This is a genomic window from Streptomyces sp. SAS_270, from assembly GCF_052543295.1.
The window spans coordinates 34,906-58,260 of the sequence record NZ_JBMNDS010000063.1; the positions used below are offsets into that span (position 1 = coordinate 34,906).

A 23,355-nucleotide genomic window follows, 5' to 3' on the forward strand; every position below is an offset into this window, starting at 1 on the left:
GCCATGGACTTCGCATTCGACGCGCGTACCGAGGAGCTGCGCGGGAAGCTGCTCGCCTTCATGGACGAGTACGTCTACCCGGCGGAGGCCGTCGAGCACGAGCAGCGCGCCCAGCTCGCCTCTCCGTGGGAAACCCCGGCGATCTTCGGTGAGTTGAAGGCCGAGGCCCGCCGCCAGGGGCTGTGGAACCTCTTCCTTCCGGACTCCGAGTACGGCGCGGGGCTCACCAACCTCCAGTACGCGCCGCTCGCCGAAATCACCGGCCGCAGCCCGCACCTGGCCCCCGCCGCGCTGAACTGCGCGGCGCCCGACACGGGCAACATGGAGGTGCTCACGCAGTTCGGCGACGAGCAGCAGAAGAAGCAGTGGCTGGAGCCGCTGCTCGCGGGCGAGATCCGCTCGGCGTTCGCGATGACCGAACCCGAGGTGGCCTCCTCCGACGCCACGAACATCACCACGCTCATCGAGCGGGACGGCGACGACTACGTCATCACCGGCCGCAAGTGGTACATCTCCGGAGCGATGAACCCGGACTGCAAGATCTTCATCGTGATGGGCAAGACGGATCCGGAGGGTCCCGACGTCCGCCGCCAGCAGTCCATGGTGCTCGTGCCGCGCGACACCCCGGGGCTCGACGTCCGCCGCGCCATGCAGGTGTACGGCTACGGGGACCACTCCCACGGCGGGCACGCCGAGGTGTTCTTCGACCACGTCAGGGTGCCGGTGAGCAACCTGATCGGCGAGGAGGGCGGCGGTTTCGGCATCGCGCAGGCGCGGCTCGGCCCGGGACGCATCCACCACTGCATGCGGCTGATCGGCATGGCCGAGCGGGCGATCGAGCTGATGTGCCGGCGGGCGGTGTCCCGTACGGCCTTCGGCAAGCCCCTCGCCCAGCAGGGTGTCGTGCAGAACTGGATCGCCGACGCCCGTGTGGCCGTGGAGCAGCTGCGGCTGCTGGTGCTGAAGACGGCCTGGATGATGGACACCGTCGGCAACCGGGGTGCCCACACCGAGATCCAGGCCATCAAGATCGCCACGCCGCGCACGGTCGTGGACATCCTCGACAAGGCCGTCCAGTTGCACGGTGCGGGGGGCGTGAGCCAGGACTTCCCGCTGGCCGAACTCTGGGCCGCCGCCCGGACGTTGAAGCTCGCGGACGGTCCCGACGAGGTGCACCAGCGGTCGCTGGCGCACCGGGAGATCAAGAAGTACGCATAGCCGCGAGGGCCGGTGAGGGTGTGCGCCCTCGCCGGCCCTTGCTCCCCCGCCCCGGGCTCCCCCCGATCCCGGAGTTCCCCCGTTTCCCCCGCTGTCCCCGCTATACCCCTGGGGTGACGGTCAGCGCGTGGACACGGGCAGCGTCCAGCCCTGGTTGCAGGTCAGGCCCCAGGTGCCGTCGTCGCAGCCCTCGACGATGAACGTGTAGGCGCCCGTGGTCTCCTTGCGCACCAGCGTCCCGCCCCAGGTACCGCCGACGGCGCTGCGCTGGGTGCCGAACGCGTCGGCCGCACTGGTGTAGCGGACCAGGAAGAGGTCGTAGTCGAACGGGCGGGTGGGGCCCCAGCTGAAGAACGCGGCGCCCTGGTACTCCCAGGCGGTGACCACCATCGCGTCGCCCTGGCGTGGCGACCAGGCGATGTCGCCGTTGTCGAACTTCTGCCGCTGCGCCACCACCGTGCCGCCCGACCTGAACGTCTCCATGCCCTCGATCGGGCAGCCGAGCTTGCTGTCCGCCCCGCCGAGCCGCTGGTAGTGGTCGCGGATGTAGCGGTTGGCGCCGACGTCCGGGCGGTTGACACAGATGGAATCTCCGGGCGCGGCGTGCGCGGCGACCGGCACGGCCGCGGTGCCCGCGACGGCGAGCGCGCACCCCGCCGCAAGGCCCGCCAGACGCCGTTTCACTGAAAGCATGGTCGTTCTCCCCCGTTCCCGGACCGACAGCCGTTCCCCCGGCCCGCTGCTTCGAGCATCGGGCCTCGCCGGGCCGGGAGTTGAGAGGGATGCGCCGGGCGCTCACCGGGATCTCTCCCGGGTGGACCGGGAACCGTTCCCATGACACCCGGGCGGCGAGCCAGCACGATGGCTTGCATGGAGGACCGGTACGGGCGGACCCGGCGGCGCACCGTGATGGCGTACGCCCTGCTGTCGCTCGCCCTGGTCCAGGTGGCCGTCGGGGCGGTCGCGCTGGCCGTGGCCGGGGTCCCGGTGGCCGACGTCACCCGGTACGACATGGTCGTCGACCTGGCCATGGGATTCGCCTACGGCGTCTGCGGCACGCTCATCGCCCTGCACCGTCCGCGCAATCCGCTCGGCTGGCTGCTGCTCGCCTTCGGTCTCGGCCATGCGTTCACCGGGCTCTCGATCGGGCTGACGGCCGAGGGGCTGACGGCGGGCTGGCCGACCGCGCCGCTGCGGGCGCTCACGACGGTCGGCCGCTACACCTGGATCACCGGCTCCGCGACCGTCCTCGCCCTCGCCTACTTCCTCTTCCCCGACGGCCGGCTGCCCGGCCGCCGGTGGCGTCCCGTGCTGATCGCGCAGCTGGTCACCGCCCCGCTGGACATCGTGGTCTGGGCGACCTCGGACTGGGGACTGTTCCACGGCACCGCGGCCGAGCCGCTGTTCGTCCCGCTGCCGTCCGGCTGGGGGCCGGTGCTCCACACGGTGGAGCTGGTCAAGGCCGGTCTCGTGCTGGCGGCGGTCCTCGCCGCCTTCGCCGTGCGCTACCGGCGGGGCGGGGAGCAGGAGCGCCGTCAGCTCCTGTGGCTGATCGCCGGTGTGCTGCCGCTGGGGTTCAACCTGGTGCTGCTGGCCGTCGGATTCCCGCTACCCGTCTCATGGCTTGCACTGCCGATGCCTGTCGCCATCACCATCGCCGTACTCCGCCACGAAGTGCTCGACATCCGGCTGGTGGTCTCCCGGGGCGTGCTGTACGGGGTGCTGACGGTGGCGGTGATCGCCTCCTACGTGGGCTTGGTGACCTTCTTCCAGTCGTTGCTGGACCCGGCCCCCGAGCTGATCGGACCCGCGCTCATCACGGTCGCGCTTGCCCTCGTCTTCGAGCCTGCCCGGCGCCTGCTCCAGGCCATGGTCGACCGGGCCCTGTACGGCGACCGGCACGATCCGGTGCGCGCGGTCTCCCGGATCGGGGAGCGACTGGCGGGTACCGGCGTGGGCGCGGTGCCGGAGGCGGTCGGCGAGGGGCTGCGACTGCCGTACGTCTGCCTGGTCACGGAGTCCGGTGCGGCGGGCGGCAGTTGGGGTTCGCGCGGTGAGCTCACGCATACCGTCGCGCTGGACTACGACGGCCGGACCGTGGGCGAACTGATCCTCGGTCTGCGGCCGGGCGAGCGGCAGCCGGCCCCGGCCGACCTGGCGGTCCTGGAACTGCTCGCGGTGCCGCTGGCGGCCGCCCTGCACGCCACCGACCTGTCCCGGCAGCTCCAGCAGTCCCGGGAGCGGATCGTCGCCGCGCGGGAGGAGGAGCGCCGGCGGATCCGCCGCGATCTGCACGACGGGCTCGGGCCGACGCTCGCCGGGGCCGCGTTCCAGGCCGACGCCGTGCGCAATCTGCTGGCGTTCGCCCCGGACCGGGCCGCGGCGCTGCTGACCGAGCTGCGGGCGGAGATCGGCGGTGCGGTCGGGGAGGTCCGCCGCCTGGTGGACGGCCTGCGCCCGCCGGACCTCGACCAGCTGGGCCTGCTCGGCGCCCTGCGGGAACGCTCGGCCCGGCTGTCCTGGCGCGCGGACGGCACTCCCCTCGTCGTCCGTATGACCGCTCCGGAGCTGCTGCCCCCGCTCCCCGCCGCCGTGGAGGTCGCGGCCTACCGCATCGCCGTCGAAGCCCTCACCAACGCCGCCCGGCACGCCCGCGCCTCGCACGTGGACCTGCGCATCGAGATCGGCGCCGGGCTCCGGCTGGAGGTGCGCGACGACGGCACGCGGGAGGACGGGGAGTCGCCCTGGCGGCCCGGCGTGGGCATCACCTCGATGCGGGAGCGGGCCGCGGAACTGGGCGGCAGCTGTGTGGCCGGACGCGGGCGGGTGGTGGCGGTGCTGCCGCTGGCGCGCGACGGCGTACGGGGACGGGGCGCCGCCGAGGCGCCCTTGGTAGGGGAGGCCGGGACGGCGGGTGCGGTGGGGGACTTGTGAGCGGCCGGGACGCCGGGGAGGCGCGGATGGAACCGCAGGACGAAGAGTTCACGGCTGCCGAGGCCACGGGGGGTTCCGGCGCGCTGCGTGTCGTGCTCGCCGACGATCATCCCGTCGTACGGACCGGGCTCGCCGCGCTGCTGGAGTCCGTGCGGGACGGCACGGCGGGGGTGTCGGTGGTCGGGGTCGCGGCCGGCGGGCGGGAGGCCGTGCGGGCCGCCGTGACGCTGCGGCCGCATGTGGTCGTGATGGACATCCGGATGCCGGACATGAACGGCATCGAGGCGACCCGGGAGATCGGCCGGGTGGCACCCGCGGTGGCGGTGCTGATGCTCACCATGGTCGAGGAGGACGACTCGGTGTTCGCGGCCATGCGGGCGGGGGCCCGCGGCTATGTGCTCAAGGGGGCGGGCCAGGACGAGATCGTACGGGCGATCAGGGCGGTGGCCGCGGGGGAGGCGATCTTCGGTCCCGGGGTGGCCCGGCGGGTGCTGGGGCAGCTCAGCCGTCCGCTGCCGCGGCCCGACCCGTGCCCGGCGCTCACCCCTCGCGAGCGGGACGTCCTCACGCTGATCGCCGAGGGGACGCCCAACGCGACGGTGGCAGTCCGGCTCGGCCTCTCCCCGAAGACGGTGAGCAACCACATGTCCGCGGTCCTAGCCAAACTGGGCGTCGCGGACCGCGCGGAGGCCGCCGCCTGGGCCCGGGAGGCGGGACTCTCCCCCGGTCAGGCCGAGGACGACAGCTGGTGAATCAGGGGCGCAGCGCTCGCAGCAGCATGTCCGCCAGGTGGTCGGCGACCTCCTGCGGGCCCAGCGGGCCGCCGGGGCGGTACCACGTCGACAGGTGGTGGACCGAGCCGAAGTGGTAGTCGACGACCAGGTCGGCCGGGGTGGCCGTGGAGAAGACGCCCTCCTTCTGGCCTTCCTCCACCAGGGCGCGGAAGCGTTCGTGGTAGCGGCGGCGCTCGGCACGTACCTGCTTGTTCTTCTCGGGGCTGAGGTGGTGCATGGAGCGGAAGAAGATCATCGCGTCGTCGAGGTTGTCGATCGTCGTGACGACGACGTCGGCCGCGGCACGCCGCAGCCGCTCCTCGACGGGCTCGTCCGCGTCCGCGAAGGCGTCCAGACGCTCCTGCTGAACGCGCAGCACGCGCGCGTACACCTCGTGCAGGAGATCGTCCTTGGAGCCGAAGTAGTGGTAGAGCGCGCCCTTGGTGACGCCCGCCGCCTCGACGATCTCCTGCACGGACGTCCGGTCGTAGCCGCGCTCCGCGAAGAGCCGGGTGGCGGCGGCGAGCAGCCGCTGCGGGACGGGCGTACCGTCTCCGTCCGTCGTCCTGGGCACTGCCGCCACCTGCCTTCCGTATCGCTGTATCCGTTGTCGTGCGAGGTTATGCGCTTCTACGCGTCGCCCGGACGCGAACGCAACTCCCGTCGGAGGATCTTCCCACTCGCCGTCTTCGGCAGGTCGGGCAGTATCTCCACCTGACGCGGGTATTTGTAGGCGGCCAGTCTCTCCTTGCAGTAGGCGGCGAAGTCGTCCGGGTCCGCCGCACTGCCCGGACGGAGGCTGATGTACGCCTTGACGGTCTCCCCGCGGTAGCCGTCCGGTATCCCGACGACGGCCGCCTCACGGACGGCGGGGTGGGTGTACAGGACGTCCTCGACCTCGCGCGGCCACACCTTGAAGCCGGACGCGTTGATCATGTCCTTCTTCCGGTCGACCACGTAGAGCCAGCCCTCGGGGTCCATGAAGCCGATGTCGCCGGTGCGCAGCTCGCCGCCCGGGAACGTCTCGGCGGTCGCCTCGGGGCGCCGCCAGTAGCCGGGCACGACCTGCGGGCCCCGGACGAGGATCTCGCCCTGCTCGCCGAACGGCACCTCGGCGCCCTGCTCGTCGACGATGCGGACGACGGTGTCGGGGCCGGGCACACCGACGGCGAGGGTGCCCGAGCCCGGATCGACGGGGGCCTCCCGGCCGGGCGGCACGGAGGCGCAGGGCGCGGTGCACTCAGTCAGGCCGTAGCCGTTGCGGATGTAGGGCCCGAAGCCGGCGCGGAACTTCTCCACCAGGGCGGGCGGCAGCGGTGCACCGCCGGAGGAGATGTTCACGAAGGACGAGAAGTGGTCCGGGGTGACGTCCGGGTGGGCGGCCAGCGCCATGAAGGCGGTGGACGGGCCGACGGTGTACTGCGGCCGGTGCTCGGCGAAGGCGTCGAGGACGACGCCCGCCTCGAAGCGGTACGCCAGGACGAGCGTTCCCGCGCTGTCGAGGCAGGCGCCGAGCTGACAGACCATGCCGGTGATGTGGAAGAGGGGTGCCATCGCGAAGTAGACCGGTGCCTCGGGCAGCGCCAGCCCGGTCCGCTGCCGCTCGGCGTTGTACATGATGTTGCCGTGCGTGTTGGTGGCCCCCTTGGGGGTGCCGCTGGTGCCCGAGGTGTAGCTGATCAGCGCGATGTCGGACGGGTCGGCGTCGCGGCCCTCGGGGGCCTTGTGGCCCTGCCGGGCGACGGTCACCAGGTCGTCGGCGTCCTCGGCCTGCGGCAGCCGCTCGAAGCCGAGCACGCGTGCGTCGCCGCGGGTCTGGAAGTCCAGCTCACAGGCGGTGAGGGCGATGCGCACCGGCGAGCCGGTGGCCGCCTCGCGCAGATACGACTCCCACGCGCGGTCCGAGCACACCAGGGCGCTCACCTCCGCGTCCCGGAGCACGTGCCCGACCTCGCCCGACTTGTACATCGGGTTGACCGGAACGACGGTGGCGCCCGCCTTCCAGGCGCCGAGCAGCGCGAGCACGAAGTGCGGGGAGTTCTGCAGCAGGATCGCGACCCGGTCGCCGCGCTCCAGGCCGCGGGCGGTGAGGTGCCCGGCTACGGAATCGCTCAGTTCGTCCAGCTCGCGGTAGCTCAGCCGGGCGTCGAAGTAGGCGAGCGCGGCGCGGTCCGGGGTGTCGGCGACGGCCGCGCGAAGGGCGTGCACCAGGGAGTCGGCGGGGCTCACGGGGCCACGCTGGGCGTCGTTGAGCAGGGCCAGCCAGGGCTTGTCGGCGTAGGTCGGGGCGGTCACCGGCCGGCCTCCCACTTCTGCTGGATGTGGTTCATGTTCGTCAGCCAGCGGTCGGGGTCCGCGGCCCGCGCCTGGTAGTACCCGGCGGCCTCCGGGTGCGGCAGGATCAGGAAGCGGTCCTCCTCGATCCCCTTGAAGAGGGCGTCCGCGACGTCGTCGGGCTCGATCGCGGTCGGCCGCAGGACGATGTCGCCCGCGCTGCCGGTGGCGTCGAGCATGTCGGTGCGCACGCCCTGCGGACAGATCGCGTGCACCTTCAGGCCCCGGTGGCGGTACGTCAGCGACAGCCACTCGGCGAAGGCGTACGCGCCGTGCTTGGTGACGCTGTAGGGCGCGGCGCCGATCATGGTGAGCAGTCCGGCCGCCGAGACGGTGGAGACGAAACGGCCGCTGCCGCGCTCCAGCCAGCCGGGGAGCAGCGAGTGGGCCGCGCGGACGTGTGCCATGACGTTGACGTCCCAGGCGAGCTCCCAGACCCGCTCGTCGGCGGCCTCGGTGCCGGCGGAGCCGAGGCCCGCGTTGGCGCAGTAGACGTCGATGGTGCCGCCGAGGGCGTCGAGGGCCTCGGTCACGATCGCGGACGCGTCGCCCGGAACGGCGATGCCGCCGATCTCCTCGGCCACGGCCGCGGCCTTGGCGGCGTCCAGGTCGTTGACGACGACTCTGGCCCCTTCGGCGGCGAAGCGGCGGGCCAGCGCGGCACCGATGCCGCCTCCCGCTCCGGTGACGACCACTCCCGCATCCTGCACGGCTTCCACCATCGGTCTCCTTCGACGCGATATCGACACCAGTCGATCAGCACTGCTGCGATGCCAGACTAACCAGTCGGTATGTACCGACGGAAGGGGCGCTTCGGTCACGTTCGTTCTCCGCGGCCGCCGCGCGCGCTAGCGTGCGTGGTCATGACAGCCGCAGGGAACACGGAGGTCACCGTATGAACCTGTCCGGACGCAGGAGCCTGTCCAGACGAGGCCTGCTCGCCGCGACCACGGCGGCCGTCGCGGTCGCGGCGCCGGCGCCGTCGTCAGCCGCCGCGGCCGAGCGCGGCCGCGGGCTCCGCACCGGTTTCGAGCGCCTGGCCGCGGAGGGCTACGCGCTCCTCGACGGCCGGCGCGTCGGCGTCGTCACCAATCCGACCGGCGTCACCCGCGACGTCCGCCACATCGTCGACGTCATGCACGCCGACGAGCGCGTGAACCTGGTCGCCGTCTTCGGCCCCGAGCACGGCTTCCGCGGCACCGCGCAGGCAGGCGGCTCGGAGGGCCGTTACGACGACCCGGCGACCGGACTGCCCGTCTACGACACGTACCTGAAGAGCGGGCAGCCGCTCGCCGACATCTTCACGGCGTCGGGCGTGGACACGATCGTGTTCGACATCCAGGACGTGGGCGCCCGCTTCTACACCTACATCTGGACCCTGTACGACTGCATGGAGGCAGCCCAGCTCGCGGGCAAGCGCTTCGTGGTGCTCGACCGGCCGAACCCGATGACCGGGCGCGCGGCCCAAGGGCCCGTCCTGCACAAGGAGTTCGCGACGTTCGTCGGACGGCAGCCCATCGCGCAGGCGCACGGGATGACGGTCGCGGAGCTCGCGCGGTTGTTCAACGGGGAGTTCCTCGCCGCGCCCGTTGCGCTGAGCACCGTACTCATGACGGGCTGGAAGCGGTCGGAGTTCCACGACGCCTCGGGCCTGCCCTGGGTCCCGCCGAGCCCGAACATGCCGACCGCCGACACCGCCCTCGTGTACGCGGGGACCTGCATGTTCGAGGGGACCAACCTCTCGGAGGGGCGCGGCACGACCCGCCCCTTCGAGCTGCTCGGTGCGGAGGGCATCGACGGGAAGTGGGCGGCCGCGGCGAACGAACTCGGCCTGCCCGGCGTGCACTTCAGGGAGGCGTACTTCGCGCCGACCTTCTCGAAGTTCCAGGGGAAGACGATCGGCGGCGTGCAGATCCATGTGCACGACAGGGCCGCGTACGACCCCGTGCGCACCGGGATCGCGCTTCTCGTGAGCGCCAGGAAGGTGTGGAGCGGCTTCGCTTGGCGGTCCGACAACTGGATCGACAAGCTGACAGGTTCCACCCGGGTGCGCACGATGATCGACGCCGGCGCGAGCACCGACGAGGTGGTGGCGGGCTGGCAGGAGGAACTGGCCGCGTTCCGGAGGATTCGAAAGGAATACCTCATCTACAAGTGAGTCGTGACGTATGGCCAACCCCGCCCGGTAGCAGGACGATGCGCCCACATCGCACCACTACGGGGGACGAGGGGGACTGTCATGGCACAGTCGGCAATGAGTGTGACTCCCTACTGGGAACTGACCTTCGACGCGGACGGCGATGCCGACGGGCACGAGCGCGATCGACTGCTCGCCGAGATCCCGCAGCGCGGCGTCCAGGACCTGATCGTCTTCGCGCACGGCTGGAACAACGACCGCTCGGGCGCGACCCGCCTCTACAGCCGCTACTTCGCGCCGATCCCCGGCCTCGCACCGACGGCCCGGATCGGCTACGTGGGGGTCGTATGGCCGTCCATGCGGTTCTCGGACGAGCCGATCCCGGACTTCCCGCGGTCGGTGGCCGCCGAGTTGCCGCCGCGTCCGGTGCTGGACAAGGACACGCGGCACGCGCTGCTGGAGACGTTCCCCGGCCGGGCCACCGTGATCGACCAGCTCACTCGACTGCTGGACCAACAGCCTGGCGAACAAGCGGAGTTGGAGGAGTTCGGGCGGCTGGTGCGCATGCTGGTGGACGTCGTCCCGCCGGGGCCGCAGGCGCTGTTCACCGCGGACACGCTGGCGAACGGGGCGCCGGAGAGCGAGCCGGAGATGTTCTCGCATCCCGCGGCGGCCTGTGAGGAGTTCGCACAGGCGCTGGCGCAGCTGGAGGCGCCAGGAGGGGAGGGCTTCGCACTGCCCAACCCATGGGACGGCGCCCATGAACTGCTGCGCCAGGCCACGTACTTCGCGATGAAGCGGCGCGCCGGAACCGTCGGCGAGCGCGGGCTCGGGCGAGTGGTCGGCCAGCTCGCCGCGGCCGCGCCCGGGGTGCGGGTGCACCTGGTCGGGCACAGCTTCGGCGCCCGGTTGGTCTCGTTCGCGCTGCGCGGGCTGCCCGACGGGGTGCGCACGGTGAAGTCCGTGACGCTGCTCCAAGGGGCCTTCTCGCACTACGCGTTCGCGGCACGGCTGCCGCACGACGCCCGGGCGAGCGGGGTCCTGCACGGCCAGCACAAGCGCATCGACGGGCCCCTGGTGTGCTGCTACTCCCACTTCGACTCGTCGCTCGGCACCATCTACCCGCTCGCCTCACGGATGTCGGGGGACGACGCGTCACTCGCTGGCTTCGACCTGGGCCGTCTGCTGGGCGCCAAATGGGGTGCGATGGGCCACGACGGGGTGCAGGCGGTGGACGGCACGCGTTCCCTCAAGCTGGCCGACGCACTGCGGGCGAAGCTGCCCGCGGCGGGCTGCGTGAACATCGACGCGGCCGCGGTGGTCAACCGGGGCGGGCCCCCGGCCGGGGCCCACAGCGACATCTGCCACCAGGAACTGGCCCAGGTGGTGCTGGCGGCGGGCCGAATCGTCTGACCCGCCGCCACTCGGTGTCACCGGTGCGAGGTGTACTCCACCACCTGCTGGTAGGTCGGACGGTTCTGCCAGGTGATCTTGCCGTGCTTGATGCCGCCGAGCGTGCGCTGAACGATCGAGTCGGCGCACCACTGGTCGCCCGCCGAGCACTGGTCGTCGCCCGGGTAGACGGCGGACGCCGACTTGCCGGAGGCGTCCTTCAGGGTGCTGATCAGGAGGTCACGGCAGGCGCTGAGGCTGCCGCCGCCGCAGTACGTGTGCGCCAGGCCGCCCTGCACCGACTCGCCCAGCACGGTCCGGATGTCCTTGTCGACGTAGCTCCACCAGCCGTACTGGAAGGAGCTTCCGGCGTGCGCGCCGGTCGGGCCGTGCGCGGCCGACGGCGACTCGTCGATGGGGATGTTGTTGCCGAAGGCGGCGTACAGGTCGCTGCCGAGGCCCGGTTCGAACTCGGCCTTCACCAGCAGCGGCCACCAGGCGTCCAGGATGCGGATCGCGTCGGCGTTGGCGTAGGCGTGCGAACCCGCCGACGTCTCCGTGCGCTTGGCGCCGGCCGAGATCCAGGCGGACAGCTTGCTGACCGCCGCCGCGGCCGTGGAGTCGGTGACCGTCGAGCTGTTGACGACCTTCAGCAGGTCTGGCAGCACGTCCTCGGCCCGCAGGTCGGCCAGGGCCGCGTCGGCCATCGCCTTCACCAGAGCGGTGCGGGTGACACCGCCCGCGGTGACGAGCTTCTTGACCCGGTCCTCCAGGAGGTTGCCGCGGTGGACCGAGCCGTCACCCCAGGACGCGGTCGTGTAGTCCTTGGCCTGCTTGTTGTTCCAGGAGATGTAGTAGTCCTGGTCGACGGAGTTGGGGTGGGCGGAGGGCGCGGTGTACGTGGCGGTGTTCGTCGCCGGGTTCCAGCCCTTCCAGTCGTACGCCGCCCTCGCCCAGACCGGGAACTCGGCGTCGACGCCGCTCGCGCGCACCGGGTTGTTGCCGCTGTTGTAGTACGCGGTGTGCGCGGAGTCGGCGTAGAACCAGTTGAAGGTGTAGTTGATGTTCTGCACCGCGCTCTGGAACGTCGCCGGGCTCTTCACGTAGTCCGGGTCGTTGAGCATCTGGAAGCCGATGATCGAGTCGGCCTCGTGCATGAAGGAGGAGCGCAGGGTGGTGTAGGCGACCTTCTTGCCACCGACCGTGGCGCGGTACTCCACGGGGCCGTACTTGGTCCGGTAGACCTGCATGCGGTACGAACCCGCGGCGGTGCCGTCGGCGGTCGTCGGCTTCCACGAGTTGGTCTGCTCGACCTTGTCCATGGCCGTGCAGGTGCCGTGGTACAGGTAGTGGTAGTCGTCCTGGCACAGTTCGACGGCGTAGGTGTCGATGATGTCCTGGCCGGAGGTCGTGGCGCTCCACGAGTAGTCCTGGCCGCGGCCGAGTTCGACGTACATGCTCAGGCCCGCGAAGGAGGCACCGCGTGCGCTGAGGCCGGGGCCCTGGATCTCCTGCAGCATGAGCAGCTGTGGAGCGAAGTAGCCGGTCTGGGGGCCGAAGACGGCGATCGGGTGCCCGCTCGCGGTGTGTTTGCCGCTCACCACAAGGGCGTTGGACATACCGCGCTTGGCGGAAGTGAGCGACGTCCTGGCCGCCGCGGTGGACGCGCCGGTGGCGCTTGCCGTGGCCGCGCTGCCGGTGCGGTCGTAGACCAGCGGCTCCTGGGTGACCGAGCCGGCGTCGGGCAGCGCCTCGCCCTGCGGGTCGTCGGGCTTGGTCGCGTAGGGGAAGCTCTCGCCGTTGTGGACGGTGAGGGCCGCCTCGGCGTCGTTGCGCTCGCGGAAGGACTCCCAGACCTTGGTGCCCTCGGCGACGCCGTACTTGGACTGCGCGGCGATCAGCGAGAGGGCGTTGTTGACCTCGCCGCCGCCGCCGGATCCGAACAGCGAGCCGATCACCGAGGCCAGCGCGACCAGGTCGGTGAGCTTGAAGTGGTTGATGGTGCCGGCGTTGGTGATGGAGTCCTTCCAGCCGGTCAGGACGTACTCGCCGGGGAAGTACCGCCCGCTGTCGGAGGCGTCGATGTAGGAGTTGATGCCGTCGAGGTAGGCGTTGGCGTCGGCGAGGGCCTGTTGGCCGCGCGCGCCGTTGTCGGCGATGGCCCGGTCGATCTGGGCCTGCAGATCGGCCTCGGTGTAGGGCGCGTTGCGCCAGAACTCCTGCTCCAGGCCCTGGTTGGAGGGCGCACCGCCCGCGAAGGACGTCAGCTGGCCGCGTCCGACGTGCCGGAAGACGTCCATCAGCCACAGCCGGTCCTGAGCGGCCGCGTACCCGGCGCCGTATTCCGTGCCGTAGCGGGTGGTGCCCGTGATGTGCGGGACGCCCGTCTTCTTGTCGCGGACGATCGTCACGTCACTGCGGCCGCCGGGCTTCGTGGTCGAGGCGACCTGGTCGGACGCGACCCCGAAGGAGGCGTCGTTGAAGAAGTTGTTGATCTTCGCGTCGGTGAGCGAGGCATAGCCCGAGGGCAGGTTGCCGTACGGCGCGAGCTGGTCCTCGGCGTGATCGGGCTGGGTGCCGAACGCCTGGTTGAGGAGGATCTGGGCGAGGGTGGCGTTGCCGTTCTCGCCGGGCGGGAGGATGTCGGAGCACTGGCCGCCGCAGTAGTCGTTCGCGGCGGTCGCGGCCGTGTTCGCGGCAGATGCCTGGGAAAGCGGAGACAAGAGACCGGCAATGAGGGCGCATACGGATGCGGCCTTGAGGAACCCGGGGAATCTGTGGGGAGTTCTCAGTCTGTCCAGGGTGGTACGTGGGGTGCGCCGTGGCATGGCAACTTCCTCCCTACGGGGGTGGGCGGGACGTTACCGCCGGTAGCCCCGAGATAGAAGATGAACATGCGTCACTTTTTGGAGTCGTCACGGCAGACACGCGAGAAACGGCAGCCGTCCGAGGTGTCCTCGCGGCCCGCTGATGGAGGTCATCGGAAATCGGATGGAGCCGAATCGCTTGTCGATACGTCTATTCGGCGACGTCCGTTCGACGACGCCGAGGTAACCGAAGTACAGGTGCAGGTGTGACGGAGGTGCAGGGCGATGGCCGGTTTCCGGAGTCTGGCGAGACAGGTGCGAGATCCGAGGTGCGATCTGGCGCTGCGGCGGTACTCACTGCGCAAGTGCCTTGAGAGGTTTGCCCCTTACGGGCATCGGGCCACCTGGGACCACCTGTGCTCCCGGGTCGGGTTCGGCCCCGAGGACCGCTCCCCCGATCCGGCGCGGCTCGTGGCCGCACTGGAGGAGTTGGAGGAGGCCCGCTCCGTCTGGCTCGCCTATGAGGTCGAGTTCGCGCAGCGTCGCAAGAAGGAGAAGCACGACGGGCTGCGCAGGCCGGGCACGGTCGACGACTGGCACCGGCTGACCTGGGGCGGGTTCGGTGTCGCCTGGTGCGACGACCCGAGGATCCACCCCCGTGAACCACTGGCCGAGGTACTGCGCCGGCTGATCGCCGCACTGGAGCGCGAGCCGGGCGGCGGCTGCCCGGTGTGCGGCGGCGAGCGCCTCACCTGGAGGTACGACCTGGCCCATGAGCCCTCTTCCGGCCCGGTGTGCACCCGCTGCGGAATCGTCGTGCCGCGGCCCGTCCTGACGTCCGAGGCCCTGGCGGACGCCAGGCGCGGGCCGTTGCTGATGTCGGCATGAGCACGACGGGGGTGCGTGCGCATCACGAAGCCGCACCCCCCGTGCGGGTGCCTGCCGCGCCCTGACCCGCAGAGGGCGGCCTGCGGACGGCGGTCGGTGACCTGCGGTCCGCGATCGGCCGGGTTGTCAGTGGCGGCCGGCACCATTCGAGGCATGGTGCAGGTTTGTCTGAACGGAGCGCGTGGGGCGGTCGACGGTGCCGTCGTGCCCCTCTCCCCGGTGGCGATGGCCCGGTCCGCGGCCGAGGCCGTCGCGGCCGGGGCCTCGGATGTCCATGTCCACCCCAAGTCCCCCTGCGGACAGGACACCCTCTCGCCGAAGGCGGTCGCGGCCACCCTGGTGGCGATACGCGCGCAGGTGCGGGTCCCGATCGGTGTGACCACGGGCGCGTGGGCCGATCCTGACCCCGCGGCCCGGGTGGAGCGCGTCCGCTCCTGGACCGTGCTGCCCGACCACGCCTCGGTCAACTGGCACGAGCCGGGCGCCGAGGAGGTCGCGGCGGCCCTGCTGGACCGCGGGATCGGTGTGGAGGCCGGCCTGTGGTCCGGCACGGACGGCGCGGCGCGGTTCGCGGTGTCGCCGCTCCGGTCGCGGGTGCTGCGCGTACTGGCCGAGGTGACCGACACCGACGCGGCGACGGCCGTGCGGTCCGCCCGCGCTCTTCTGGCCGGCCTCGGCAGCGGCCCCGGCCGCCCGGTGCTGCTGCACGGCGAGGAGGGCGGCGCCTGGCCGGTGCTGCGGCTGGCCGGTCGGCTGGGACTCGCGACGCGTATCGGCCTGGAGGACACACTGGTCCTGCCGGACGGGCAACGGGCGCTGTCCAACGCTCAGTTGGTGGCCGAGGCGGTGGCCCAGTACGGATGCGCCCAGCGCTCGTCGTAAGGGAGAGCGAGCAGTTCGGACCGGATGGCCGGATCCGGCTGTCCGCAGGCGCGCAGGCGCGGGGCGGCATGCCGGGACAGCCAGGCCCGCAGGTCCGCGACGGCCGCGTCCTTGCTGTCGTCGTACCACCAGTCGAAGGGCGAGAGGTCGGAGAGCAGATGGTAGAGCCACTCGTCGGCGCAGGCGGCGAGGTGCCTGTCGGCAACCGGGCCGTCGGCCCACCCGTCGAGGAACGGGGTCACGGTCCGGGCGATCGACGCGCAGGTCTCGAAGACGGCCTCCACCGGGTACGGCGGCTCGGGCGTCGCGAGGACGTCCTGCCACCAGGTGTGCACGAACGTCTCGACGGCCGCGGCCTGGTCGGCGGGCCAGCAGCGCCAGTTGACCCGACTCAGGCCATGGGCTCCCCAGCCGATCCCCTCCAGGCTGCCGTCGGCCATCGCCCGCGCCGCCTGCGGCAGCAGTCGACGCATCGCGGCGGCGTGGTCGTCGAAGTGATCGCTGACTTCGTAGACGTACATCCGCACCACGTCCATCGGCACGGCGACGTGCGGAGTGCGCAGGTAAGCGGTCTCCTCGGGCGAGTGGCAGCGGCCGCAGCCGGTCTCGCCCGGGCTGGTGCAGCCGTCGAAGGCGGCGTCGATGGCCACGAGTGCGGCGTCAAGCGCGGTGGAACGCATGCGAGTCGGTCCTGTCAGGACTCCGGACCGGGCGGGACCAGCGGGGTCCGCCGACCGAAGATCGCGACATTACCAGGCACAAAATCTCTCGCTCCACCCCTTTCCCGTCCCGACAGTTGGCGGTGATGAAACCCAGCTGAGCAACCCCGCGGAAGGAACCGAGGAGTCCCGATGTCGACGCTGCGCGTCACCGCCGAAGTGCTGACCATTCACGAACACCCCAACGCCGACGCACTGGAGCTGGCCCAGGTGGGCCTGTACCGGGCCGTCGTCGCCAAGGGGGCGTATCGCACCGGCGAGACCGCCGTCTACATTCCGGAGCAGGCCGTGCTCCCGGCCCCGCTCGTCGAGGAGCTGGGGCTGACCGGACGGCTCGCGGGCAGTAGGTCCGACCGCGTCAGGGCGGTACGGCTGCGCGGCGAGCTGTCGCAGGGAATCGTGTGCCGGCCGAAGGCGCTCGCGGACGTCGACCTGGCGCGGGCCGCCGAGGACGACGCCGACTTCGCGGAGGCGCTGGGCATCGTCAAGTGGGTGCCGCCGATCCCGCCCACCATGAACGGCGAAGTCGAGGTCGCGCCCGATCTGCTGCCCTGGGTCGACATGGAGAACATCCAGCGCTATCCGGACATCTTCACGCCGGGCGAGCCCGTCGTCCTGACCGAGAAGCTGCACGGCTCCGCCTGCCTGCTGACCTACCTCGCGGACGAGGCCCGTGTGCACGTCTCGTCGAAGGGCTTCGGCGCCAAGTCTCTTGCCCTGCGCGAGGATCCGCGCAACCTGTACTGGCGCGCCGTGCACGGCCACGGGGTCGCGCAGGCCGCGGCCCGGCTCGCCGAGCGGCTCGGCGCGCGCCGGGTCGGGATCTTCGGCGAGGTGTACGGGGCGGGCGTACAGGATCTGACGTACGGGGCGGACGGCCGCCGCGAGTCGCTGGGTTACGCCGTCTTCGACGTGTCGGCGGAGATCGACGGCGAGGTCCGCTGGCTGGACGCGGCGGAGTTGCTGCAGGGTGAACTGCCGCTCGTGCCAAGGCTGTACGAGGGCCCGTACGACATCGGCCGTGTCCTGGAGATCGCCTCGGGCCGGGAGACCGTCTCCGGGCGCGAGCTGCACCTGCGCGAAGGTGTCGTCATCCGTCCCGCCCCCGAGCGGTACAGCCCGGTGACCGGCGGCCGGGCGATCGCGAAGGCGGTCAGCCCGGCGTATCTGACGCGGAAGGGCGGCACGGAGTACGAGTGAGGGAGCACGCATGACGGCGCGCCGCCGCCCGCGCGGGTGCGTCCGGCCCGGGGGCTGCTCAGCGGCAGTCCTCGGGCTCCTTCTGCTGCACGGCCCGGTCGGGTCGGCCGTTGGTACGGCGTTCCACCATGAGGCGGGAGCCGGACTGCCGCTCACCGAAGACGTCGTCTGGGTTGGAGAGCACACAGCCCTCCAGGGAGAGACAGCCGCACCCGATGCAGTCGGTGAGGTGGTCGCGCAACCGGTTCAACTGCTTGATGCGCTCGTCGAGTTCGATCCGCCAGACCTCGGAGAGGCGGGCCCAGTCCTCCCGGGTCGGGGTGCGTTCCTCGGGGAGTTCGGCGAGCGCCTCGCGGATCGTGGCCAGAGGGATGCCGACGCGCTGCGCGGCCCGTACGAACGCGACACGGCGCAGCGCGTCACGGGAGTAGCGGCGTTGGTTGCCCGTGGTGCGGCGACTGCTGATCAGGCCCTTGGACTCGTAGAAGTGCAGGGCGGAGACGGCGGCGCCGCTGCGGGCCGACAGCTGGCCGACCGTGAGTTCGTGGATCTTCTCGGGAATCTGGGGCATCCCTCGAACCCTACCTACTGCGTCACACCGCGGTTTCGTTGACATGGGCTTCCCGTCCGACCATGCTAAGCAGTTGCTTAGACATACAGTCGGAGACACCGCGACGCGAGAGGCCAGGAACATGGCAGACCCGAGGATCTTCACATCCGCCGACGAGCTCACGGCGGCGGTGGGCGAGCAGTTGGGCCACAGCGACTGGCTGGAGGTCGACCAGAAGCGGATCGACCTGTTCGCGGACGCCACCGGCGACCACCAGTGGATCCACGTGGACCCGGAGCAGGCGGCCGCGGGCCCGTTCGGCACGACGATCGCGCACGGCTACCTCACACTGTCGCTGCTGCCCGCACTGGTTCCGCAGGTGATGCGGGTCGAGGGCGCGAAGATGGGCGTCAACTACGGCTCGAACAAGGTCCGCTTCCCGGCCCCCGTACCGGTGGGCTCCCGGGTGCGCGCCACCGCGGTCCTCAAGGAGGTCACCGAGGCGGGCGGCGGTGTCCAGGTGACGGCCGCGGTGACGGTGGAGCGCGAGGGCGGCGACAAGCCGGTGTGCGTGGCGGAGTCGGTGTCGCGCTTCTACTTCTGAGTCGCGCCACGGCGTCCGGTGGGGGCCCCGGGCGGGGGCACGCACCGGGTCAGCCCTTGACTCCCACCATGCGCAGCACGAGGTCGGCGTAGAGCGCGCCTACCTCGTCGGGCGTCCGGGGGCCGTTGACGTTGAACCAGCGGGCCACGTCGATGCAGAGGGAGAGCACGGCGAGCGTGGTGCCCTGGATGTCGGGCACGTCGAACTCGCCCGCCGCCACGCCGTCCTGGATGATCCCGCGCACCTCGGCGTCGGCCTGGCGACGCAGCGCGAGGATCTCGGCGCGGGCGTCCGGGCCGAGCGAGTCCAGTTCGTACTGCACGACGCGGGCGGTGGTGCGCCCGCCGGCGTGCCAGCGGACGAAGGAGCTGACGGCGTCAGCGAGCCGCTCGGTCGCGCCGCCCTCGCCCTGGGCGGCCGTTCGCAGGATCTCCACGGCCTTCTCGTGGCCGATCCGGCTGATCCGGTGAAGCAGCTCTTCCTTGGTCTTGTAATGGATGTAGAGCGCGGCGGGGCTCATGCCCGCACGGCCCGCGATGTCCCGGGTCGTCGTCGCGTGGTACCCGCGCTCGGCGAAGGCCTCGACGGCGGCGACGAGCAGCCGCCGTGCCGCGTCCGGGGTGACCTCGGCCCACGGCGCCGCCTCGCCGCCGGCCGTCTCCTCCGCCGTACTCATCGCTCGCGCCCCTTCCAGTGGCATGACGAACACCATACCTCCGAAGGTGAGCGAGCGCTTAGAGTGCCCGCTCAGCGCCGTGGGCCGCACGAAAGCGGCGAAACCGTCAGATCTTCTCGAAGGGGTCGTGCTCGGCGAGCAGCTTCTCCAGCCTGGCCTGATCGACGCGGCTGACGATCTGCCCGGCCTCCTGCCGGTCGCGGATCACCTTGGCGAGGGTGAAGGACGAGGTCACCAGGTAGAGGACGGCGATGGCGAGGAAGCCGCGCACCCAGGCGTCGGCGTGCAGCCGGAAGATGCCGATGGAGGTGGCCGCCATGGCGACGGCGAAGGAGGCCACGGCCTGGCCGTAGAAGGCCGCCGTGGACTGCTGCTTGACCGGTGTCTCACTCATGGGGACAGCGTCGCCGCACGAGGCGGCGGCCACATCCGTCGGCGTACTCAGGAACGTACTCAGAAGGCCGAAATCCCCGTCAGCGCACGTCCGATGAGCAGCTTCTGGATCTGGCTGGTGCCCTCGTAGAGAGTCATCACGCGGGCGTCGCGCAGCAGCTTGCCGACCGGGTACTCGTCGATGTAGCCGTAACCGCCGTACACCTGGAGGGCGTTGTTCGCGGCGCGCACGGCGGCCTCGGAGGCGTAGAGCTTGGCCTTGGAGGACTCGGTGGCGAACGGCAGCCCGCGGTCGATCAGATCGGCGACCCGCCAGGTCAGCAGGCGTGCCGCGTCGACGTCCACGGCGATGTCGCTGAGGAGTTCCTGGACGAGCTGGTGGTGGGCGATGGTCTTCCCGAACTGCTCGCGTTCGGTCGCGTACGTCACCGCCGCGTCCAGGGCGGCCTGGGCGATGCCGACGCAGCCCGCCGCCACCGACATCCGCCCCTTGGCGAGCGCGGACATGGCGACGGAGAAGCCCTTGCCCTCCGGGCCCAGCATGGCCGAGGCGGGGACGCGCACGTCCTGAAGGACGAGTTCGGCGGTGGCCTGGCCGCGCAGGCCGAGCTTGCCGTGGATGGTGCGGCGGGACAGGCCCGGGGTGTCCGTCGGCACGAGGAAGGCGGAGACGCCGTGGTGGCCGGGGGCGTCCATGGAGCGGGCGAACAGCAGCACGACATCGGCCCAGGTGCCGTTGGTGATGAACATCTTGGTGCCGTTGACGACGTAGTCGCCGCCCTCACGGACGGCCCGCGTGGACAGGTTTCCCGCGTCGGAGCCGGTGCCCGGTTCGGTCAGGCCGAAGCAGCCGACCAGTTCGCCCGCGGTGAGCCCCGGCAGCCACCGCCGCTTCTGCTCCTCGCTCCCCCAGGCCGCGACGGTCTTGGCGACCAGCCCGAGCGAGACGGACACGATCCCGCGCACCGAGGAGTCGCCGCGGCCGAGTTCCTCGGTCACCAGGCAGTAGGCGAGGTGGTCGCCGCCCGAACCGCCGTACTCCTCGTCGACGGTCAGCCCGAGGAACCCGACCTGGCCGAGCTTCTTCACAATGCCCCGGTCGACCTCCTCCGCGCGGTCCCAGGCGATGACGTGGGGGGCGATCTCCCGGTCCACGAAGTCCCGGGCGAGCTGCCGTACGGCGGTCTGCTCCTCGCTGAGCTCCAGGTTCATGCCGAGTCACCCCACAGAGAACGTGTCTTGGAAGCCGTTGGGAAATCCATCGAAAGTCACACATTAAATTAGCACTGCTAGTTTTTAGGTGCAGCCCTACTATGTGCGCCATGGCCCGACCGCGCAAGCCCCTGCTGAGCACCGACCGCATCGTGGACACGGCACGGGCGCTGGTGGACACGGAGGGCCTCACGGCCCTGTCCACGCGCCGCCTCGCCGCCGAACTCGGGGTCAGCGGGCCGTCCCTCTACAACCACTTCGCCACCAAGGACCAGATCCTGGAAGCGGTCGCGGACTCGGTGAGCGCGCAGGTCGACCTGTCGATGTTCGAGGACGGCCGCGCCTGGCGCACCGCCCTGCACGACTGGGCCGTCTCTTACCGGGCCGCCCTGCGCGACCACCCGAACATCGTCCCGGTCCTCGCCCGCGGTCCCGGCCGCAGGCCCGCGGGACTGCGGCTCGCGGACGCCGTCTTCGGCGCGATGGTCGAGGCGGGCTGGCCGCCCGCACAGGCCACCTCCATCGGCGCGCTGATGCGGTACTTCATCATGGGCTCCGCGCTGGGCTCGTTCGCCGGGGGCTTCGTGGACGACGAGACGGCGTACGACCCCGCCGACTACCCGCACCTCGGGCAGGCCCACCTCCTCGCCGACCAGCAGGAGAAGATCGACGAGCGGGCCTTCGAGACGGGGCTGACGGCGCTGCTGGACGGGCTGAGCCAGCAGTACGTGCAGCTCGCGCAGGGGGCGTGAGCTGCGACTCCGGGCCGTTGCCCGGGCGCCTTCGGCTGTGTCTTCGATAGTTCGGTGAGCACCGAACCATTCGTGTCGCATGCTGGGTGGCATGACGAGGCCGAAGGATCCCACCGCCCCCGGGCTGGCAGCGCTCGCCGGGCTGATCGCCGACGAGACGCGTGCCGCCTTCCTGCTCGCGCTGCTCGACGGGCGGGCCTGGACCGCCGGTGAGCTGGCCCGGTCCGCGGGCGTCGCCCCCTCGACCGCGAGCGAGCACCTCGGCAAGCTCGTCGCGGGCGGGCTGCTCACCGAGGAACGCCAGGGGAGACACCGCTATGTGCGCCTGGCCGGTTCCCGCGTCGCGCAGCTCGTGGAGGAGCTCGCCGCCCAGGTCGCACCGGCAGCCGCCCGGCCGCGGACGCTGCGCGCCGCCGGCGCCGGTTCCGCGATGGCCCGCGGCCGCACCTGCTACGACCATCTGGCCGGGCGTCTCGGCATCGCGGTCACCGATGCCCTGACCGGGCGGGGACTGCTGCGTCAGGACACCGGGTTCGCGCTCACGGACGCCGGAGTGCGCTGGTTCGCGGACGCCGGTATCGGTCTCGAACCGGCCGGCCGCCGGCCGCTGGCGCGGGCCTGCCTCGACTGGACCGAGCGCCGGCCGCACCTCGCGGGCATCGCGGGCGCCGCCCTGTGCCGCCATGCCCTGGACGCGGGCTGGTGCGTGCGCATCGGCTCGGAGCGGGCCGTCAAGGTCACGGACGACGGCGAACGGGTGCTGGCCGAGCTGCTGGGGATCGAGGCGGACGCACTGCGTTGAACCCGGCGCCGGGCGGGCCGGCGCCGTACGGCGGGGCGCCGCCGAGAAGGCACCGTACAACCCGGGCGCCTGCCTGCAGGGCGCCGGGACCAGCAAGGCGTCCGAAATTCGCGAGTGATTGTCGTACCTCACCTCTAGCCTCAGGAGCATGATGAACACGCCCCCGTCCGTCCCCGGCCGTCGCGCGGAACTGCTCGCCGCGGGCGCCGCCACGGTCACCGTCGTGCTGTGGGCCTCCGCCTTCGTGTCGATCCGCAGCGCGGGAGCCGCGTACTCGCCGGGCGCACTGGCTCTCGGCCGGCTGCTGGCCGGAGCCGTCGCGCTCGGGGCCATCTGCCTGGTGCGCAGGGAGGGTTGGCCGCCGAGGGCCGCCTGGCGCGGGATCGCGATATCCGGGCTGCTGTGGTTCGGCTTCTACATGGTGGTGCTCAACTGGGGCGAGCAGCAGGTGGACGCCGGTACCGCCGCGCTGGTCGTGAACATCGGCCCGATCCTCATAGCCCTCCTCGGCTCGCGGCTGCTCGGCGACGCCATGCCGCCGCGGCTGCTGGCGGGCATGGCGGTGTCGTTCGCGGGCGCGGTCGCCGTGGGGCTGTCGATGTCCGGCGGGGGCGGCTCGTCGGTGCTCGGTGTGGTGCTGTGTCTGCTGGCGGCCGTCGGCTACGCGGCCGGGGTCGTCGCGCAGAAGCCCGCGCTCGGCCGGGCGAGTGCGCTGCAGGTCACGACGTTCGGCTGCCTGGTCGGCGCCGTGGTGTGTCTGCCCTTCGCGGGGCAGTTGGTGCACGACGCGGCCGACGCGCCCGTCTCCGCGACGCTCAACATGCTCTACCTGGGCTTCTTCCCGACCGCGCTGGCGTTCACGACATGGGCGTACGCACTTGCCCGGACGACCGCGAGCCGGATGGGTGCCACGACGTATGCCGTGCCCGCGCTGGTCGTGCTGATGTCCTGGCTGGTGCTTGACGAGGTGCCGGGGCTGCTCACGCTCGCGGGGGGCTTGCTGTGTCTGGCGGGGGTGGCGGTTTCCCGGTCTCGGGCGCGGGTCCGTGCCGGCACGGGGGCCGAACCGGTCGAGGTCGGTG

General features: G+C 71.6%; 22 protein-coding genes. 12 read left to right on the forward strand and 10 right to left on the reverse strand.

Annotation, left to right across the window (positions count from 1 at the left end; all coding sequences use genetic code 11):
- Positions 1-3: 3 nt before the first annotated feature.
- A complete protein-coding gene (locus tag ACN6LB_RS32505; protein WP_445028963.1) occupies positions 4-1,218 on the forward strand; it encodes an acyl-CoA dehydrogenase family protein in 1,215 nt (404 codons plus the stop codon).
- A 120-nt stretch (positions 1,219-1,338) separates the two neighbouring features.
- On the opposite strand, the gene ACN6LB_RS32510 is transcribed toward ACN6LB_RS32505, so the two are convergent.
- The gene (locus ACN6LB_RS32510) at positions 1,339-1,911 is read right to left on the reverse strand and encodes an LGFP repeat-containing protein (RefSeq protein WP_356143474.1); all 573 of its coding nucleotides are present in this window, start codon (positions 1,909-1,911) and stop codon (positions 1,339-1,341) included.
- Positions 1,912-2,088: 177 nt separating this feature from the next.
- Between ACN6LB_RS32510 and ACN6LB_RS32515 the strand changes: the two genes are divergently transcribed.
- On the forward strand, positions 2,089-4,152 hold the full coding sequence (locus ACN6LB_RS32515; protein WP_445028964.1) for a sensor histidine kinase: 2,064 nt from the start codon (positions 2,089-2,091) through the stop codon (positions 4,150-4,152).
- 26 nt (positions 4,153-4,178) lie between these two features.
- Entirely contained in the window at positions 4,179-4,904 is a 726-nt protein-coding gene (locus ACN6LB_RS32520) for a response regulator transcription factor (protein WP_445028965.1), read from the forward strand.
- 1 nt (position 4,905) lies between these two features.
- Here the strand turns inward: ACN6LB_RS32520 and ACN6LB_RS32525 are convergent, their stop codons facing one another.
- From ACN6LB_RS32525 to ACN6LB_RS32535, 3 genes are read right to left on the reverse strand one after another with little or no spacing between them, the layout of a single operon-like run.
- A complete protein-coding gene (locus ACN6LB_RS32525; protein WP_356143480.1) occupies positions 4,906-5,499 on the reverse strand; it encodes a TetR/AcrR family transcriptional regulator in 594 nt (197 codons plus the stop codon).
- Positions 5,500-5,555: 56 nt separating this feature from the next.
- Positions 5,556-7,220: a class I adenylate-forming enzyme family protein gene (locus ACN6LB_RS32530; RefSeq protein WP_445028966.1), complete on the reverse strand. Its 1,665-nt coding sequence runs from the start codon at positions 7,218-7,220 to the stop codon at positions 5,556-5,558.
- Positions 7,217-7,981: an SDR family oxidoreductase gene (locus tag ACN6LB_RS32535; RefSeq protein ID WP_445028967.1), complete on the reverse strand. Its 765-nt coding sequence runs from the start codon at positions 7,979-7,981 to the stop codon at positions 7,217-7,219. Before ACN6LB_RS32535 ends, ACN6LB_RS32530 begins: the two co-directional genes overlap by 4 nt.
- Positions 7,982-8,154: 173 nt before the next feature.
- On the opposite strand from ACN6LB_RS32535, the gene ACN6LB_RS32540 reads away from it, so the two are divergent.
- Both ACN6LB_RS32540 and ACN6LB_RS32545 read left to right on the forward strand, forming a co-directional pair.
- Positions 8,155-9,417, forward strand: a complete 1,263-nt coding sequence (locus ACN6LB_RS32540; protein ID WP_445028968.1) for an exo-beta-N-acetylmuramidase NamZ family protein — start codon at positions 8,155-8,157, stop codon at positions 9,415-9,417.
- 81 nt (positions 9,418-9,498) lie between these two features.
- A complete protein-coding gene (locus ACN6LB_RS32545; RefSeq protein ID WP_445028969.1) occupies positions 9,499-10,809 on the forward strand; it encodes a serine-threonine protein kinase in 1,311 nt (436 codons plus the stop codon).
- 17 nt (positions 10,810-10,826) lie between these two features.
- Here ACN6LB_RS32545 and ACN6LB_RS32550 read toward each other — a convergent pair whose 3' ends face one another.
- Positions 10,827-13,616: a penicillin acylase family protein gene (locus tag ACN6LB_RS32550; protein ID WP_445028970.1), complete on the reverse strand. Its 2,790-nt coding sequence runs from the start codon at positions 13,614-13,616 to the stop codon at positions 10,827-10,829.
- 264 nt (positions 13,617-13,880) lie between these two features.
- Here ACN6LB_RS32550 and ACN6LB_RS32555 point away from each other — a divergent pair, with 264 nt between their 5' ends.
- Positions 13,881-14,483, forward strand: coding sequence for a hypothetical protein (locus ACN6LB_RS32555; RefSeq protein ID WP_356147116.1), 603 nt, complete (start codon positions 13,881-13,883; stop codon positions 14,481-14,483).
- 153 nt (positions 14,484-14,636) lie between these two features.
- Positions 14,637-15,365 (forward strand): 3-keto-5-aminohexanoate cleavage protein, encoded by a 729-nt coding sequence (locus tag ACN6LB_RS32560; protein ID WP_445028971.1) that lies wholly within the window; start codon positions 14,637-14,639, stop codon positions 15,363-15,365.
- Here ACN6LB_RS32560 and ACN6LB_RS32565 read toward each other — a convergent pair.
- Complete coding sequence (locus tag ACN6LB_RS32565; RefSeq protein WP_445028972.1) at positions 15,311-16,045, reverse strand: hypothetical protein; 735 nt, start codon at positions 16,043-16,045, stop codon at positions 15,311-15,313. The two genes, ACN6LB_RS32560 and ACN6LB_RS32565, sit on opposite strands and share 55 nt — an antisense overlap.
- 171 nt (positions 16,046-16,216) lie before the next feature.
- Between ACN6LB_RS32565 and ACN6LB_RS32570 the strand changes: the two genes are divergently transcribed.
- A complete protein-coding gene (locus ACN6LB_RS32570) occupies positions 16,217-17,284 on the forward strand; it encodes an RNA ligase (ATP) (RefSeq protein WP_445028973.1) in 1,068 nt (355 codons plus the stop codon).
- Positions 17,285-17,342: 58 nt separating this feature from the next.
- Here ACN6LB_RS32570 and soxR read toward each other — a convergent pair whose 3' ends face one another.
- Positions 17,343-17,855, reverse strand: coding sequence for a redox-sensitive transcriptional activator SoxR (gene soxR / locus ACN6LB_RS32575; RefSeq protein WP_445028974.1), 513 nt, complete (start codon positions 17,853-17,855; stop codon positions 17,343-17,345).
- 121 nt (positions 17,856-17,976) lie between these two features.
- Between soxR and ACN6LB_RS32580 the strand changes: the two genes are divergently transcribed.
- Positions 17,977-18,438, forward strand: coding sequence for a MaoC family dehydratase (locus ACN6LB_RS32580; protein WP_356147132.1), 462 nt, complete (start codon positions 17,977-17,979; stop codon positions 18,436-18,438).
- Positions 18,439-18,487: 49 nt separating this feature from the next.
- On the opposite strand, the gene ACN6LB_RS32585 is transcribed toward ACN6LB_RS32580, so the two are convergent.
- From ACN6LB_RS32585 to ACN6LB_RS32595, 3 genes are all read right to left on the reverse strand, one after another.
- Complete coding sequence (locus ACN6LB_RS32585; protein ID WP_445028975.1) at positions 18,488-19,114, reverse strand: TetR/AcrR family transcriptional regulator; 627 nt, start codon at positions 19,112-19,114, stop codon at positions 18,488-18,490.
- Positions 19,115-19,220: 106 nt separating this feature from the next.
- Entirely contained in the window at positions 19,221-19,508 is a 288-nt protein-coding gene (locus tag ACN6LB_RS32590) for a YiaA/YiaB family inner membrane protein (RefSeq protein WP_356147134.1), read from the reverse strand.
- A 59-nt stretch (positions 19,509-19,567) separates the two neighbouring features.
- A complete protein-coding gene (locus ACN6LB_RS32595) occupies positions 19,568-20,719 on the reverse strand; it encodes an acyl-CoA dehydrogenase family protein (RefSeq protein WP_445028976.1) in 1,152 nt (383 codons plus the stop codon).
- A 101-nt stretch (positions 20,720-20,820) separates the two neighbouring features.
- On the opposite strand from ACN6LB_RS32595, the gene ACN6LB_RS32600 reads away from it, so the two are divergent.
- From ACN6LB_RS32600 to ACN6LB_RS32610, 3 genes are all read left to right on the forward strand, one after another.
- Positions 20,821-21,471, forward strand: coding sequence for a TetR/AcrR family transcriptional regulator (locus ACN6LB_RS32600; RefSeq protein WP_445028977.1), 651 nt, complete (start codon positions 20,821-20,823; stop codon positions 21,469-21,471).
- Positions 21,472-21,550: 79 nt separating this feature from the next.
- The gene (locus ACN6LB_RS32605; protein WP_445028978.1) at positions 21,551-22,273 is read left to right on the forward strand and encodes an ArsR/SmtB family transcription factor; all 723 of its coding nucleotides are present in this window, start codon (positions 21,551-21,553) and stop codon (positions 22,271-22,273) included.
- Between the two features lie 148 nt (positions 22,274-22,421).
- On the forward strand, positions 22,422-23,355 hold a 934-nt coding region (locus tag ACN6LB_RS32610; protein WP_445028979.1), incomplete at its 3' end, for a DMT family transporter.

Coding starts and splice junctions, on each gene's coding strand:
- ACN6LB_RS32565 (WP_445028972.1), bottom strand. CDS start 16,045: ATGCGTTCCACCGCGCTTGACGCCGCACTCGTGGCCATCGACGCCGCC.
- ACN6LB_RS32570 (WP_445028973.1), top strand. CDS start 16,217: ATGTCGACGCTGCGCGTCACCGCCGAAGTGCTGACCATTCACGAACAC.
- ACN6LB_RS32550 (WP_445028970.1), bottom strand. CDS start 13,616: ATGCCACGGCGCACCCCACGTACCACCCTGGACAGACTGAGAACTCCC.
- ACN6LB_RS32535 (WP_445028967.1), bottom strand. CDS start 7,981: ATGGTGGAAGCCGTGCAGGATGCGGGAGTGGTCGTCACCGGAGCGGGA.
- ACN6LB_RS32510 (WP_356143474.1), bottom strand. CDS start 1,911: ATGCTTTCAGTGAAACGGCGTCTGGCGGGCCTTGCGGCGGGGTGCGCG.
- ACN6LB_RS32590 (WP_356147134.1), bottom strand. CDS start 19,508: ATGAGTGAGACACCGGTCAAGCAGCAGTCCACGGCGGCCTTCTACGGC.
- ACN6LB_RS32595 (WP_445028976.1), bottom strand. CDS start 20,719: ATGAACCTGGAGCTCAGCGAGGAGCAGACCGCCGTACGGCAGCTCGCC.
- ACN6LB_RS32545 (WP_445028969.1), top strand. CDS start 9,499: ATGGCACAGTCGGCAATGAGTGTGACTCCCTACTGGGAACTGACCTTC.
- ACN6LB_RS32515 (WP_445028964.1), top strand. CDS start 2,089: ATGGAGGACCGGTACGGGCGGACCCGGCGGCGCACCGTGATGGCGTAC.
- soxR (WP_445028974.1), bottom strand. CDS start 17,855: ATGCCCCAGATTCCCGAGAAGATCCACGAACTCACGGTCGGCCAGCTG.
- ACN6LB_RS32555 (WP_356147116.1), top strand. CDS start 13,881: ATGGCCGGTTTCCGGAGTCTGGCGAGACAGGTGCGAGATCCGAGGTGC.
- ACN6LB_RS32560 (WP_445028971.1), top strand. CDS start 14,637: ATGGTGCAGGTTTGTCTGAACGGAGCGCGTGGGGCGGTCGACGGTGCC.
- ACN6LB_RS32505 (WP_445028963.1), top strand. CDS start 4: ATGGACTTCGCATTCGACGCGCGTACCGAGGAGCTGCGCGGGAAGCTG.
- ACN6LB_RS32585 (WP_445028975.1), bottom strand. CDS start 19,114: ATGAGTACGGCGGAGGAGACGGCCGGCGGCGAGGCGGCGCCGTGGGCC.
- ACN6LB_RS32605 (WP_445028978.1), top strand. CDS start 21,551: ATGCTGGGTGGCATGACGAGGCCGAAGGATCCCACCGCCCCCGGGCTG.
- ACN6LB_RS32580 (WP_356147132.1), top strand. CDS start 17,977: ATGGCAGACCCGAGGATCTTCACATCCGCCGACGAGCTCACGGCGGCG.
- ACN6LB_RS32600 (WP_445028977.1), top strand. CDS start 20,821: ATGTGCGCCATGGCCCGACCGCGCAAGCCCCTGCTGAGCACCGACCGC.
- ACN6LB_RS32520 (WP_445028965.1), top strand. CDS start 4,179: ATGGAACCGCAGGACGAAGAGTTCACGGCTGCCGAGGCCACGGGGGGT.
- ACN6LB_RS32540 (WP_445028968.1), top strand. CDS start 8,155: ATGAACCTGTCCGGACGCAGGAGCCTGTCCAGACGAGGCCTGCTCGCC.